The organism is uncultured Candidatus Kuenenia sp. (genome assembly GCF_900696675.1).
In the GTDB taxonomy this organism is placed as follows: Bacteria; Planctomycetota; Brocadiia; order Brocadiales; family Brocadiaceae; genus Kuenenia; species Kuenenia stuttgartiensis_A.
This window is the reverse complement of record NZ_CAADGZ010000092.1, coordinates 1-13784: the sequence shown is the minus strand read 5'-3', so window position 1 is coordinate 13784 and position 13784 is coordinate 1. Positions and strand designations below refer to the sequence as shown.

The window sequence follows — 13784 nt, the reverse complement described above, 5'->3', positions numbered from 1 at the left end:
ATACTTGGCGCGGCCTTTGGCCGCAACCAAATTCAAAATACGAATATCGAAATACGAAACAAATTCAAATGACAAAAAACCCAATGCTCCAAACTTTACGTAATCCTCATCTAATCAATGCCTTACGGTTATGCATTTTGAAAAACGAGCATAAAAAACAAGAAGTTGATGGATAGTAGTACAAAGACACTACAACGATACTATTGGTACTATACAATACCATGTTATTTGTGGTCGCTCCCAAAGGATGTATTTTTGATTTTTTAATTGTGCTTTTCATAAAAAACAGCTTCCTTTTATCTTATGCAATCTAATAGAACTAAACCTCTGTTTTTTCTTTATCAAATTTAATAGTAGGAACGGAAATTTTGGGGGCTTTTGCAATCCGTTCAGTATTTTCTAATAATCTTGTTATCCGTCGTCCTACATCCGCTTTTACTACTTTTTCACCGCATTGGGGACATACACCTGCCGGCACATCTTCCACAACAATAAGTTCACCTCGAATCCAGAAATCTTGTTTTATATATTTTTCTTCCATAGATGTATTGCAAATTTCACATTCTCCATAATCATATTCCTTTTTCCTATTCTTTATCTTCATGTTATCACCTCTAAAGTGCGTACGTTGTAATCAATAACAACTTTCCTGTGCTTTTAATCCTGCAGATAACTGCTATTTCTCTCCCATCCTTTGCAGGACAGACAATTTCATAACGTGTGCCTCTTGGGTCTCTAGTAAATTTACGTCTTATTTTACCATTAGCAATTGCCATTTCGATATCTGCAAAGATAAGGTTGTCATTCCCCATTTCCTCAAAAAAATGGGGGATAGTAAACTCGTATTCTTGCTTTACAACCTTTTGTCGAATCTTATGAATAATATTCAGGAACGACCCTTTTGTTTAGAAAATAAATGTTTCATAGTATGTTGATGCATCTTGCCCTATGAAAGTTCTTCTATTTCTTTATAAGGGTAAAGTGTACCATTCTTTACATGCCTCCGCTATTACATTTGCTCCCTGTTTTCCTCTTCCTTCTACAACAACTTCCTTATACACAGCCTTTGGAGATAACAACAGGCATTATGATAATTCCCTGATTGTTTCTAAATCTTCCTCATACTCAGCCAAATCATAATGCAAAGGGATTTTCCTTTCTCTTAAAAATTCCAGAAAGTCCCATACTGATAACCCTGGAAATTGTCTTGCCTGACCAAAGCTTAAAAGTTTTTTTTCAAAAAAAATAAACTGAAAGTTCTTTTTTTAGCGTTTCACTTACTTCACTTTCACGCAAACCAAGCGCTTTTATCACTCTTTCTGGTATTTCTATATCATATTTAATAGGCATATAGCACATTCCCCATTTATAAAAAGTAAGGCGGAAAACTGGCAAAGGTCAGAGGTCAGAGGTCTGCATTAGAACGGTTGAGTCGTTAAGACGTTAAATGGTTGATTAGATAATAGACAGTTGGCAGTGAGCGGTCAAAGGTCAAAACAGGCTGACAAGCGGACAAGCATGCAATATTTATTAAAAATCAGGATGACATCTTACTCTCTACATCAAAGACAATATTCTTCACGCCGATACGATGATCGGAAGCTTCCGAATCTCTTCTTCTATAAGATAATGTCCCTTACACTCCTTGTCGCCGTAAGCTATGTCAATATCACTCGTTTTGGTAAAAAGAAAAACAGTGCCTGGACTCCGTCCCTCTCTGTTACATGGATATTATATGTGTAACTTATTATATTGCGGTACTTATGAATAACTTGATGCTGGAAGAGCCACCATTCACAGCGAGGAGATATTTTTCTTCCGACTTCATAATGCATTGTTCTTCTACTTTAAAGTGCTTTGTATCTTCAGTGGGCATCTGCGAATCAATAATCATAGTTTTATTACGTCTCCAGGCCCTGGGATATCAACGGATTGGAAACCATGGTCACTAAGTTTCGTTTTCAAAGTCTCCTGAGATTTTGGTTCTCCATGCACAAGAATGACCTTCTCCAGATGCCCTTTACTTCGGAGGGCATCAGCGAAGCGAAGCAATCCATTCTGATCTGCGTGGCCGGAAAAACCGTTCAGAACAACCACTTCGGCTTCGAGGCGGCGCATGACTCCATAAATTTTAACTTCAGGCCGCTTTTCCACCAATCTTCTCCCTAAGGTGTGTTCTGCCTGATATCCAACGATAATAACGGTGTTCCTGGCGTCCCCGATCGTGGCAGCAAGATGATGCAGGATTCTGCCACCTTCGCACATACCGCTTGCTGAAATTACAATGGAGGGCTCGGTAGACGAAGAGATTTTCTTTGAGTCTTCGACACTTGAAATATACTTTAGACCTGGAAATTCAAAGGGCGAATTCTCACTATGAAGTAGAGCGAAGGCCTCCGTGTCGTAACACTCCGGGTGCAGTTTGAAGACGTCCGTCAGTTTCACGGTGAGAGGAGAATCAATGTATACCGGAATTGAAGGAATCCGCTTTTGGTCATGGAGTTTCTTGAGTGCATAGATGATCTCCTGGGCACGTTCCAGAGCAAAGGATGGAATGACAATTTTCCCGCCCTTTTTACCGGTGCGATTAATCACTTCAGCCAGTGCCTCAATCGTCAATTCAATAGGAGCGTGAAGTCGGTCTCCATAGGTGCTTTCCGTCAGGAGACATGAAATCCCATCTGGAATTTCCGGGTCCCGCAAAATGGGAAGATGCTTGCGGCCTAAGTCACCCGTAAAAGCGAGACGCACTTTCTGACCATCGTCTTCGACATCGATAACGGATATAGCGCTTCCCAATACATGGCCTGCATCGAAAAATGACAATGAAATGCCTGGGGCAATGGTCTGTTTTCTATGGTAGGGAATTCCTATAAACTGCGACAGCGTGCCGGCCACATCTCTTTCGCCATAAAGAGGTTCGACGGGATCGAGATGCTTAGCGCCGCGTGATATGAGTTTTTGAATGTGTTCGGCATCACCCTTCATGATCCATGCTGTATCCATCAACATGGGCGAGCAAAGATCCCGAGTGGCTGGAGTAGCGTAGATAGGGCCTCGATAGCCATTTTTGAAAATGCATGGCAGAGCGCCCGAATGGTCGATATGGGCATGGGATAATACGATGGCATCGAGCTGTTTACCATCTATAGAGAAATTTCGGTTTTTCTCGTCGGCCTCCTTGCGATGACCTTGGAACAAACCGCAGTCCAGCAATACAGATGCGCGTGATGTGCGGATCAAATGTTTAGATCCGGTGACGGTCTTCGCTGCGCCTATAAATTCCAGTTCTATCATCGTGCATCCTCCTTAATTCGACATTTTGAAAACTTCGCCTTAGCGATCGCGGGGCAAACCGCTTCTTTTTCTTTCGGCAGGCGATTTTTGAGCAGTTCAAATGCTGTTTGAACATCGTCTACGTGATGAATAAGATTTAAGTCTTTCCTGTCGATCATCCCATGCTTCACGAGCGAATCGAAATTGATCACTTCTTTCCAATACTCCGAGCCGTAGAGAAAAATGAGAATGTTCCGGTCAAGCTTTTGCGTCTGAGCCAGTGTTAGCATCTCCATAAACTCATCCAGCGTCCCGAACCCCCCTGGAAACACAATGAGTGCCCGTGCCAAATGCGTAAACCATAGTTTGCGCATGAAAAAGTAGTGAAACTCAAATAAGAGCGATGGGGTGACGTAAGGGTTCGGGCGCTGTTCGTGAGGCAGACCTATGTTGAGTCCGATAGTGCTACCACCTGCATCCACAGCGCCTCGATTTGCCGCTTCCATAATGCCGCCGCCTCCACCGGTACATATCACAAATCGCCTTGAACCGGAAAGGCCGCATGACCATTCGGTCAGAAGCTGCGCCAACAGGCGAGCATCTTTGTAGTACTGTCCGAGCGCCCCGTCTTCCTTCATTCTTGCAGATCCGAAAAAAACAATTGTGTCCTGAATCCCTTCCCGCCGAAGCCGGTAAAGAGGTTCAAGGTACTCGGCCAGGATGCGAAGAGGCCTTCCGTCGTCGCTGTCTAGAAATATTTGATTATGATAAGCGGGTTCAGCAGCAATTGGTCTATCAGGGTGGTTCATAGTTCCTCCTTGGCTAGTATAGCGTTTCATTAAAAATCTACATTGATACCGTCATTGTGAGCAACAGCTAAGCAATCTTAAGTCCTTTTGGAACAAGAGATTGCTTAGTCGCTCCACTCATCGCAATGACATTTTTTTACGTACGCATTTTAACGAAACGATGTACCAGATAGAAAGCAGAATAAATATTTATTTCAAAAAATAAAATGGTTTTTACAACAGACTCTCTTCGTATCACTTATAGAACATCCCGCTTCCCAGTATCTCAAGCATCTCTTCCGTAATTTCTTCCTGTCTGGTGTACATCTGAACAGAATTAAGGTTCGAGATCTGTCTTTTTAAAGTTTCTGATGCGCCGTCCATGCTTCTCAGCCGATACCAGTTCTCGCTTCTGAGCGACTCCATATAACATCGGTAAAGACTGATAAATAAGAATTCTTCTAAGATTTTATTAAAAATAATCTTTGGTTTAAGGTAGGTAAACGGTGGAATTCTGGTTGGGCTTAAAGCGTTTACTTTATTAATATCAGGAGGGAGGATTTGTTCCACAGAAATTTCAGCCTTTTTTTCAAAAATATAGGTAAAGACAAAGGTAAGCTTATAGTATTCCTCCTTTTTGTAAATATTCATTATTTTCGAAACAGTCTCTTTTAAAGCTGGCCGTATACCGTTAATGCTCGCTACGGAATCGCTGTAATCTTCATAAGGTACATGTTTTAATTCAAAAGACGATTTTAATCTCTTCCCTATAACAAACAGGATATCATTGCCGGTAATTACAGAAGAAACGACATCAACCATTTTTTCATTAAAGGAGCCACATAACCCCTGCGAGGAACCGAAGACCACGAGAATTTTTTTCCCTTTACTTTGTTCCTTCAATGAAATTCCAGGATAATGCGTTATGATATCGGCCATTGCCAAAAGCATATTTTTTTCATATGCCCTTATATTCTGAACAAGATCCTCTGTTCTCCTCATTGTGACTCCGGCATATGCTTTCATAACACCGACTATGTCTCCAATGATATATGATGCCCGTATCTTTTTTTCGATATCTAATGAAGAAAGCATATTTATACCTTTTCCTTTGCGATAAAATCTTTTAATGTTCCTAAGTCTGTTTTCCCGAGCAATCCATCCTGAATAATACGATTTATAATTTCCGGGAATGCAGGCGTAATCTTTTTAATTATTTCATCACACACTTTTCTTACCGATGGAATTGTTACATTATCAAGTATTCCAGATTCTATAATGATGAAGCTTAATACTTCATGTTCAAGGGTGAATGGATGGAACTGCGGCTGTTTAAGGATTTCCCTTAACCGTTCTCCGCGTCTGATGAGTTTTGCGGTTTCTTCCTCTAAATGCGCCCCGAATTTCGTAAACACCTCCACTTCAATGAATCTTGAATAGTCTATTTTCAGCCTGTCGGCTACGGCTTTCATCGCTTCTACCTGGGCCTTCCCCCCTATTCTTGATACCGATTTGCCGACGTCCACCGCCGGTCGAATGCCTTTGTTAAACAGTAATGTATCTAAATATATCTGCCCGTCTGTTATCGAGATAAGATTTGTGGGGATATATGACGATATCCTGCCTTGCTGGGTTTCCACTATTGGAAGGGCGGTGATGGAACCTCCACCGTTCTTTTGATTCAGTTTTGCAGACCTTTCGAGGAGTCTTGAGTGTATAAAAAATATATCTCCAGGATATGCCTCTCTACCAGGAGGTCTCTTTAATAAAAGGCTTAACGAGCGATACGCATCGGCATGTTTCGTAAGATCGTCGTAAACGATTAAGACGTCTTTACCCTTGTAGAGGAAATACTCGGCTATGGCGGTGGCGCTGTAAGGTGCAATAAATTGGAGACCCAGAGAGTTTGAAGCATCGGCAATTACGAATATAGTCCTCGAGAAATCACCGTATTTTTTTATTTCTTCAATGATTTTTAATACGTGAGACTTTTTCTGTCCAATGACTACATAAATAGAAATTACACGGGAGTTTTTTTGATTGATGACGGTATCAATAGCAATGGATGACTTCCCTGTTGAGGGATCTCCGATAATCAATTCTCGTTGTCCCTTACCTATGGCAAGCATAGAGTCAATAACTTTAATACCCGTATAAAGAGGTTCGGTAATAAAGTCTCTTTGCAGCAAAGAAGGGGCATCCCGTTCTACCGGACAGGACAGACATTCTTTCAATTCCGGCCCATTATCAATGGGATTTCCAAGGGCGCCCAGCACCCTTCCCAGAAGCCCTTCAGTTGCATTTACCGAGGCAATCCTATCAGTTTTGTACGCCGTATCACCGGCCCGTATTCCATTGCGCCCGGTAAGCAACACTACTGCTATACTATCAATACCCAGATCAAATGATATCCCCTCATCGCCACTTTCAAACAGTATAAGTTCGTAGAGTTTTGCATCTCTCAAACCGGCAATATGTACAATACCATCCCCTACAGATAGTACCTTTCCCTCTTCAGTGAACCCAATAGAGAATCTGCTGGTTTTGGCTTTTTCTCTTATTTTTTCAAAAAAAGCCGTTAGTTCTTTTTCCATTTACCTGGTTTCTCTGAGCTGTGAAGCAAGTGCATTTACCTGGCCTGCCAGTGAGGAATCGTAAATCATATCGTAGACCTTTATCCTTACTCCTGCGATAAGAGTCTCATCAATGGTCGTATTCATTTTTACTTTTTTTGCAAGCTGTGATTCAAGTGTTTCTTTAAATGTTTTTACATCATCCAGAGGTAATGGGTATGCGGTAAAGAGTTCTATATTTAATATCTCCTCTTTTCCTTTTATTTTGGAAATATCAGAAACAATTTTCCCGTTCTCCTTCAAGAGCTTTCTAAATATAGACCTATGAAGCTCTTCGTCTGAAATGTCTTTTAAAAGATTTGAAGCGAAAACAGAGACCATCTCAAGGGTCTTATTTTTCAGTTCTAATTCTATCCTTATTTTTTCTGCATCAATCAAAGCCTTTTCTTTTTCGTTTATTTTGGCAGCCTCTTTATTTGCCTCATCGAGTAACTTACTCCTGTCTTTAAGGGCTTCTTCCCTCGTCTGTTCGAGCATTTGGTTTTGAAGTTCCTTTACCTTGTTCAATTCTTTCTGGTTTTTTTCCTTAAGTTCCAGCGCCTCTTTCTTTGTCTTTTCGGCATCCTCTACCGTTTTTGCTATAAGCCCTCTTCGTTTTTCAATAATTTCACGTATGGGCTTGTACAGTATCCTTCTAAGGATATAGAGCAAAACAACAAAGTTTATTATCTGAAATAAAAGTGTCCAGATATTGAATTTCATTTTAAAATATACCCGATAAGAGGATTTGCAAAAAGGACAATCAAAGCGATAACAAATGCGTATATGGCAATGGATTCAATCAGCGCCATTCCGACAAAAAGCACCCTCATAATTTTGTCGGACGCCTCAGGCTGTCTTGCTGTGGCGTCAAGGGCCTCGGTAAGGGCATTTCCAAGCGCTTTTGCCGGCCCGTAACCACCGATAGCCATTACAAAGGCCGCTGCCAGTATCGAAACAGAAATAACTACGGTTTTGGCGTCCATATAAGCCTCCTATTAAGATTTTGTTTTAATGCCACCGGCTATAAATACAAGCGTTAAAACACCAAATATATATGCCTGTATAATACCAATAATTATGTGGAGCAGGCTAAACGGAATCGGTACCAGCAACCCAACGATACCGAGAAGTATTATGGCAATCATATCGCCGCTTAACATATTCCCAAAAAGCCTTACGGCAAGCGCAACCGTTCTTGTAACCTCTGCTATAAGGTGGAACGGGAGCAATATCCATGTTGGTTCTTTATAGTGTAAAAGATATCCTTTAAACCCTTGTGTTGCAATACCAATAACGTGAGTCATGGAAAAAGATATTAACGCAAACGCAAGGGTTGTATTGAGGTCTGCGGTAGGCGTCTTCAATCCTGGTATCAGACCGGCCATATTGGAGAAACCAATAAGTATCCAAATGGTACCCAATATAGGAACAACCAGCCACGGATTCAATGGCAGGACATCTTTTATCGTTTTTTCCATGAACTCAAAGATAGCCTCTAACACCTCCTGGAAAAAGGATGGCTTTATGGAGAGTTTCCTTGTAGAAAGATAGCAGATTGTTATTATAGCCGCCATGACAAACCATGTGGTAGTAACTGTGTCTGTAACCTGAACACGACCAATTGAAAAAATTGTTTCCGGAAAAACATTAAATACCTTCATTGCCGATGTTTCCTAACGAACAAATACCAGACATTATAAACACCAACGGCTATGCCAATCATAAGAAGTGTTATTGTCCACGAAATGCCTTCCCCGTGTATTTTTTTGTCCAGATACCTTCCCAGATAAGCCCCTCCAACTACCGGGATAACGAAAGTCCATCCACCAACGCCAAGAACATTGGCATAGCGCCAGAAGTTTGATTTCTCCTTTCGGGCACTCAGTAGTTCTTTCGCAGATCTCTCTATATCCATTGAAAATTTTTTATCTTCCATCAAAGGCTTCCTTTTACCAATTTTATAGTCTTTTCCATAAATGACCTTTCGATCCCCTCAAACATCTCACGAAAAGCCATCTCAGATTTGTCTCTTTTAGCAAGGTTGGTTTCAATGATTTCTGCAAGTTCTTCAGCATTGTCATTTTCGAATACCTCCCTGGACGTGATGGTCACGATTCCTTCCCTTACGCTTACTATTCCTTCATCAACTGCAAGAAAAACTTCCTTGCCATTAACATCTGTATAATAGCAAAGAGAGGGTACTGTGACGGTTAAGAAATTCGTGTGACCCTTTAAAATACCAAAAAAGCCTGTCTCATCTTTCAACCTGATATAGGTTATGTTTTTTTCCATGATCTTTGTGGGAGTTACAATATTTAATTTAAAAGACGAATTGCTCACCGTATCTCCTCAATGTCTCCGATCATAAAAAATGCATTTTCAGGGACATCGTCCATTTTCCCCGATAGTATTGTTTCGCAACCGTCAAGGGTCTTACCGACAGGCACATGCTTCCCCTCTCTGCCAGTAAATTCCTTTGTAAGGAAAAATGGCTGTGTGAGGAACATCTCGAGTTTCCTTGCCCGCTTAACAATGAGCCTGTCAGACGGAGAAAGCTCTTCTATGCCCAGCATAGCAATAATATCAAGGAGTTCCTTATACCGGGAAAGGTGCTCCGTTACAGACCTTGAGATTTGATAATGTCTCTCTCCAACATCTTCAGGGCTAAGTAATTTTGAGGTAGAAAGGAGTGGATCAATGGCAGGATAAAGCCCTTTTGATGCTATTTCACGGGAAAGAACAACTGTCGTATCAAGATGGGGGAATACGTTCGCAACGGCGGGGTCTGTTATATCATCAGCCGGCACGTATATCGCCTGTACAGAAGTAATAGAACCCCTTTGAGTTGACACAATCCTTTCCTCCACTTCGGCAAGCTCTGAAAGGAGTGTCGGCTGGTAACCTACCCGTGAGGAAAGCCTTCCCAAAAGGACGGAGACCTCGTTGCCTGCCTGAATAAAACGATAGACATTATCCATTAAGAAAAGGATATCACTTCCCAATTCATCCCTGAAGAATTCCGCCAGGGTAATTGCCGTTAACGGCACCCGAAACCGAATCCCAGGGGATTCACACATCTGGCCGAATACGAGTATTGCGTTGCTTAAGATATCCTGCCTTTCCATTTCTCTCCAGAGTTCATGCCCTTCCCTCATTCTTTCTCCAACACCGCAAAATATGGATATCCCTGAATAAACCTTCACCACCTTGTAAATGAATTCCATAAGCAACACGGTTTTCCCAACTCCCGCACCGCCAAAAAGACCAATTTTGCCTCCTTTGGGAAAAGGCGAAAGTAGGTCTATTATTTTTATACCAGTCTCCAGTATACCTGAAGCAGGTATCTGTTCTTGTAAACCTGGAGGTGGTTTATGAATGGGTATCAAGGTATGGTCTTCAACCGGGGGTTTCCCATCTATCGGCTCACCAAAGATGTTAAACGCCCTTCCCAGACAACTCTTACTTACCGGGATTTTGAGCGAACTGCCTGAAGGGACAACTGCCATGCCCCTTTTCAGGCCCTGTGTGAATCCAAGCGCAATAGCTTTTACCATTGTGCTGCTTATGTGGTCATGTACCTCAAGGATGATATGTGACCCATCCGTTTTCTTTACAACGAGGGAATCGTAGATATTGGGGAGTCCCCCGCTGAACTCAATTTCTACAACATCGCCATGAATAGCTGCTATGATACCTTCCATAATTATCTCTATTGCTTATCTGTCTTACTCATGTTACAAAAAATTATAATTTGGCGCTATGTTAGGTTTCGAAAATTACACAAAAATCTTCATAATCTGACAGGAATTAATGACTTTTCTTGTTCCATGAGGGAAATCTTAAGCAATATCAGTTGAATTCAAGAAGTCATTAATATCACAGGAGTAAAGCAGATAAGCAATTTTTCCCTTGTCTTTAAAGGTCAATACACCATATGTTATTACCTTACTCTTCGAACTCATTTTTTGCAATAAGTATTCTATAAACATTACTTTGTTAAAATAATATGCAAAACCATCTTAATTGCCGCTATTTAAAAGGATTTATGTTTTGAAAGATTTTTGATTAATTACCATACAAAATTAAATATGGCGCCGAATGTGAAGGCATACAAAACATATTACTTTATGAACGGTTTCAATGGTTTTTGACAAAATAAAGTAATGTATTTGACTATTCATTAATTTTTGCGTAATTTCCTCTGTTTTATCTTTTATGGATTGGACCATTGTGCGAGCTTCATTTTCCACTCTCTGAAAATCTACAGATTTACTTATGCCATATGCTATGTAGTTCCAGATTATATTAAAAGCTTGGGAATATGCCGAGATTATATTGTTTATAATGGAATCTCTTGCTGTGGTGGTGTTTTGGTTTTGTTGTATATTTACCGGGTTAAAAATTAATAGCAGTTTCTTCAAGGGATAGGGGACTTGAGAATTGGCGACAGTCTCGTTTTTTTTAAAAATCCAGGGGACATATAAGAAACAAATGAAAAGGCTTTAAGTGCTGCACAAATACCTGCATACCCAGGGCAAAATGGTGATCTATCCTCTTACCGACACAAACCTTAAAAAATGGACAAAAATGTATGAAGACTATTCATGTAAATCTTTCCGCAGATAGTTACAATATTTACATAGGAAAAGATATCCTTGCGAAAGTAGGGGAGATTGTCGCAAAAGACAAAGAACCATGCAAAACGCTCTTAATAACCGACGAAAACATAGAAAAAATCTATGGAGACGTGGTTGCAGAAAGTTTCCGACAGAACAATTTTGATGTAAAATTACTTTCCTTACCGCCGGGAGAAGAACAAAAAAATATCGAAAATGCATTATTGCTTTACGACAACTGCTTTGCCCATAAACTTGACAGAAAATCCCTCCTCGTAGCCCTTGGAGGAGGCGTTGTCGGGGATTTAAGCGGTTTTATTGCAGCAACCTTTATGCGCGGCATTCCTTATATACAAATTCCCACCTCGCTGCTTGCGCAAGTTGATAGCAGCATCGGCGGAAAGGTAGCCGTCAATCACCCGAAAGGGAAAAACATGATCGGGTGTTTTTATCAGCCAAAGGCAGTATTCATAGACACAAACACGCTTTCTTCCCTCCCGTCGAAAGAAATGGTTGCCGGAATCGCTGAGGTTATTAAATACGGCGTTATCCGGGATGCGGAATTATTTGCGTTTCTGGAAAAATCAATGGATGCTATTCTTCAATTACAATACGAAGCATTGCTTAAAATTATTGCCACTTCGTGCCAGATAAAGGCCAATGTTGTAGAACAGGACGAAAAGGAGAAAGATCTTCGTGCCATTTTAAATTATGGACACACCATAGGCCATGCCATAGAAACGGTTACCCATTACAAACAATATCGTCACGGAGAAGCCGTTGCCATAGGCATGCTTTATGCCACAAAAATAGCAATTGAACTTGGCATCGCGGATACCTCCGTTTTCGACCGGCAGCTATCCATAATGAAAAACCTGGGCTTATCCATTCAAACCGGACTGAAATCAGAGGATATTATAAAGGCGCTGTACACTGACAAGAAAACGGTCTCCGGAAGACTCCGTTTTGTGCTCCCTACAAAAATCGGCGAGGTTATTATCTCTGATAAAGTAAATGATGAAATGCTCTACCGCGTATTAGATAAACCCCTTTTAGCCTTCTAACCATGGACTCGAAAAAACATCACCCGCAATGCGTGCCGGGTATTTTGGTTTTTCGATGGAGTATGTTTCTTTTAAAAACCTTATCATTCCCTTTCTTTATAAAGGATAAGCAACTTGACTGAATTTGAAGCCATTCTGCGCCTTCATATGACAAAGGGCATCGGGGCGAGGACATACCAGACACTTGTCGAAAGATTTGGTTCTATCGCCGGGGTATTTCAGGCGGTGAAACCCGAATTGGAAAAGTTACCCGGCATAGGCGGGAAAATAGCAAACGCAATACTGGAAGAATCGCAACGCGTTGATATACACCAGGAAATTGATTTAGCAGAAAAAAACAATATAAAAATTATCCCCTATACAAGCGCCGATTATCCGCAACACCTGAAGAATCTTTACGATCCCCCTCTAGTCCTTTACGTAAAAGGCAATTTGCTGGAAACGGATCTTATAGCCCTTGCGATTGTTGGATCGAGACGCTGCACCTATTACGGGCTGTCACAGGCAGAACGGTTTGCCCGCCAACTGGCGCAAAAAGGTTTCTGCATAATAAGCGGGATGGCACGCGGAATAGACACAGCAGCCCACAAGGGAGCGATCAGCTCAAATGGAAGAACGATAGCCGTTCTTGGCTGCGGATTAGGGACAGTCTATCCCAAAGAAAACACCGTATTATCAGAAAACATAATACAGCATGGCGCACTCATCTCGGAATTCCCGATAAACACGCCTCCTGACTATCGGAATTTCCCGCCGCGCAACAGAATTATCAGCGGTTTATCGCTTGGCGTACTGGTTATCGAGTCAACGCTGAAAAGCGGCTCCCTCATCACTGCTCAATGGGCATTGGAACAAGGAAAGGAGGTCTTTGCATTGCCGGGAAACGTTGATAGTCTCTACAGCCAGGGCACAAACAAATTGATCAAAGAAGGCGCAAAACTAACGGAAGACATTACCGATATTATCCAGGAATTAGGGCATGTTGCAGATAGTTTATGCCCTGCCGGCGAAGATGCAGCCTTAAATGACCCAAGAGATTTATTGCTCAACTCACATGAGAAAAAGATTTTTTCCCTTTTATCCAGCGCTCCAATATATATTGATGAGATTATTCAATCCACCAAACTACCCTCATCTATTGTTTCAAGTACATTAATGATCCTCGAAATTAAAAAACTGGTAAAACAACTTTCAGGCAAACGGTTTGTTAAAGCCTGACTGCCTGCCAAATTCATTTGAGTATACGTAATTTCTCAATAAGCTGATGTTTTTATAATAATTCCTATCTTTTAAATTGAACCTAAATCCTGCAAACGATTTTCGCAATGCGAAAATCAGTATTTTCCACTACCAAGATTGGCAAAAAGCGATAACAGATATCCGTTTTTTAGCAATTGTGGTAGCGCTATTGTACTACTTTAAACA

At 41.2% G+C, this 13784-nt stretch carries 15 protein-coding genes; 2 read left to right on the top strand and 13 right to left on the bottom strand.

Translation table 11 applies throughout. From position 1 onward, the window contains the following. Window positions 1–319: 319 nt before the first annotated feature. The 13 genes from QZT26_RS12665 to atpD form a co-directional block, all read right to left on the bottom strand. Window positions 320–604: a type II toxin-antitoxin system MqsA family antitoxin gene (locus QZT26_RS12665; protein ID WP_099325439.1), complete on the bottom strand. Its 285-nt coding sequence runs from the start codon at window positions 602–604 to the stop codon at window positions 320–322. A gap of 10 nt (window positions 605–614) precedes the next feature. Next, complete coding sequence (locus QZT26_RS12660; protein WP_261341100.1) at window positions 615–833, bottom strand: DUF4258 domain-containing protein; 219 nt, start codon at window positions 831–833, stop codon at window positions 615–617. A gap of 914 nt (window positions 834–1747) precedes the next feature. Further along, a complete protein-coding gene (locus tag QZT26_RS12655; protein WP_157820539.1) occupies window positions 1748–1894 on the bottom strand; it encodes a hypothetical protein in 147 nt (48 codons plus the stop codon). Next, window positions 1891–3297, bottom strand: a complete 1407-nt coding sequence (locus QZT26_RS12650) for an MBL fold metallo-hydrolase (RefSeq protein ID WP_197705176.1) — start codon at window positions 3295–3297, stop codon at window positions 1891–1893. The genes QZT26_RS12655 and QZT26_RS12650 overlap by 4 nt, the downstream gene beginning before the upstream one ends. After that, window positions 3294–4085 (bottom strand): TIGR00730 family Rossman fold protein, encoded by a 792-nt coding sequence (locus tag QZT26_RS12645; protein ID WP_164995627.1) that lies wholly within the window; start codon window positions 4083–4085, stop codon window positions 3294–3296. The genes QZT26_RS12650 and QZT26_RS12645 overlap by 4 nt, the downstream gene beginning before the upstream one ends. A gap of 234 nt (window positions 4086–4319) precedes the next feature. Continuing rightward, complete coding sequence (locus QZT26_RS12640; RefSeq protein ID WP_295102583.1) at window positions 4320–5159, bottom strand: F0F1 ATP synthase subunit gamma; 840 nt, start codon at window positions 5157–5159, stop codon at window positions 4320–4322. Window positions 5160–5161: 2 nt separating this feature from the next. Continuing rightward, a complete protein-coding gene (locus QZT26_RS12635; RefSeq protein WP_295102581.1) occupies window positions 5162–6658 on the bottom strand; it encodes a F0F1 ATP synthase subunit alpha in 1497 nt (498 codons plus the stop codon). After that, a complete protein-coding gene (atpF, locus tag QZT26_RS12630; protein WP_295102580.1) occupies window positions 6659–7399 on the bottom strand; it encodes a F0F1 ATP synthase subunit B in 741 nt (246 codons plus the stop codon). Continuing rightward, entirely contained in the window at window positions 7396–7662 is a 267-nt protein-coding gene (gene atpE, locus QZT26_RS12625; protein ID WP_099325433.1) for an ATP synthase F0 subunit C, read from the bottom strand. Before atpE ends, atpF begins: the two co-directional genes overlap by 4 nt. Before the next feature lie 12 nt (window positions 7663–7674). Beyond that, window positions 7675–8340 (bottom strand): F0F1 ATP synthase subunit A, encoded by a 666-nt coding sequence (gene atpB / locus QZT26_RS12620; protein ID WP_099325432.1) that lies wholly within the window; start codon window positions 8338–8340, stop codon window positions 7675–7677. Beyond that, complete coding sequence (locus QZT26_RS12615; RefSeq protein ID WP_099325431.1) at window positions 8337–8615, bottom strand: AtpZ/AtpI family protein; 279 nt, start codon at window positions 8613–8615, stop codon at window positions 8337–8339. Before QZT26_RS12615 ends, atpB begins: the two co-directional genes overlap by 4 nt. After that, window positions 8615–9019, bottom strand: a complete 405-nt coding sequence (locus QZT26_RS12610) for a F0F1 ATP synthase subunit epsilon (protein ID WP_099325430.1) — start codon at window positions 9017–9019, stop codon at window positions 8615–8617. The genes QZT26_RS12615 and QZT26_RS12610 overlap by 1 nt, the downstream gene beginning before the upstream one ends. Then, window positions 9016–10380 carry a F0F1 ATP synthase subunit beta gene (gene atpD, locus QZT26_RS12605; RefSeq protein WP_295102574.1) on the bottom strand — a complete coding sequence of 455 codons (1365 nt, stop codon included), beginning with the start codon at window positions 10378–10380 and terminating at the stop codon, window positions 9016–9018. The genes QZT26_RS12610 and atpD overlap by 4 nt, the downstream gene beginning before the upstream one ends. A gap of 890 nt (window positions 10381–11270) precedes the next feature. On the opposite strand from atpD, the gene aroB reads away from it, so the two are divergent. Both aroB and dprA read left to right on the top strand, forming a co-directional pair. Beyond that, the gene (gene aroB, locus QZT26_RS12600; protein WP_295102573.1) at window positions 11271–12359 is read left to right on the top strand and encodes a 3-dehydroquinate synthase; all 1089 of its coding nucleotides are present in this window, start codon (window positions 11271–11273) and stop codon (window positions 12357–12359) included. Window positions 12360–12473: 114 nt separating this feature from the next. Continuing rightward, a complete protein-coding gene (gene dprA, locus QZT26_RS12595; RefSeq protein ID WP_164995632.1) occupies window positions 12474–13577 on the top strand; it encodes a DNA-processing protein DprA in 1104 nt (367 codons plus the stop codon). Window positions 13578–13784: the final 207 nt, after the last annotated feature.

Excerpts from the sequence above, each read along its gene's own strand:
- QZT26_RS12655 (WP_157820539.1), bottom strand. The coding sequence starts at position 1,894 with ATGATTATTGATTCGCAGATGCCCACTGAAGATACAAAGCACTTTAAA.
- QZT26_RS12635 (WP_295102581.1), bottom strand. The coding sequence starts at position 6,658 with ATGGAAAAAGAACTAACGGCTTTTTTTGAAAAAATAAGAGAAAAAGCC.
- QZT26_RS12665 (WP_099325439.1), bottom strand. The coding sequence starts at position 604 with ATGAAGATAAAGAATAGGAAAAAGGAATATGATTATGGAGAATGTGAA.
- QZT26_RS12650 (WP_197705176.1), bottom strand. The coding sequence starts at position 3,297 with ATGATAGAACTGGAATTTATAGGCGCAGCGAAGACCGTCACCGGATCT.
- QZT26_RS12640 (WP_295102583.1), bottom strand. The coding sequence starts at position 5,159 with ATGCTTTCTTCATTAGATATCGAAAAAAAGATACGGGCATCATATATC.
- atpE (WP_099325433.1), bottom strand. The coding sequence starts at position 7,662 with ATGGACGCCAAAACCGTAGTTATTTCTGTTTCGATACTGGCAGCGGCC.
- atpF (WP_295102580.1), bottom strand. The coding sequence starts at position 7,399 with ATGAAATTCAATATCTGGACACTTTTATTTCAGATAATAAACTTTGTT.
- QZT26_RS12615 (WP_099325431.1), bottom strand. The coding sequence starts at position 8,615 with ATGGAAGATAAAAAATTTTCAATGGATATAGAGAGATCTGCGAAAGAA.
- atpB (WP_099325432.1), bottom strand. The coding sequence starts at position 8,340 with ATGAAGGTATTTAATGTTTTTCCGGAAACAATTTTTTCAATTGGTCGT.
- aroB (WP_295102573.1), top strand. The coding sequence starts at position 11,271 with ATGAAGACTATTCATGTAAATCTTTCCGCAGATAGTTACAATATTTAC.
- QZT26_RS12645 (WP_164995627.1), bottom strand. The coding sequence starts at position 4,085 with ATGAACCACCCTGATAGACCAATTGCTGCTGAACCCGCTTATCATAAT.
- atpD (WP_295102574.1), bottom strand. The coding sequence starts at position 10,380 with ATGGAAGGTATCATAGCAGCTATTCATGGCGATGTTGTAGAAATTGAG.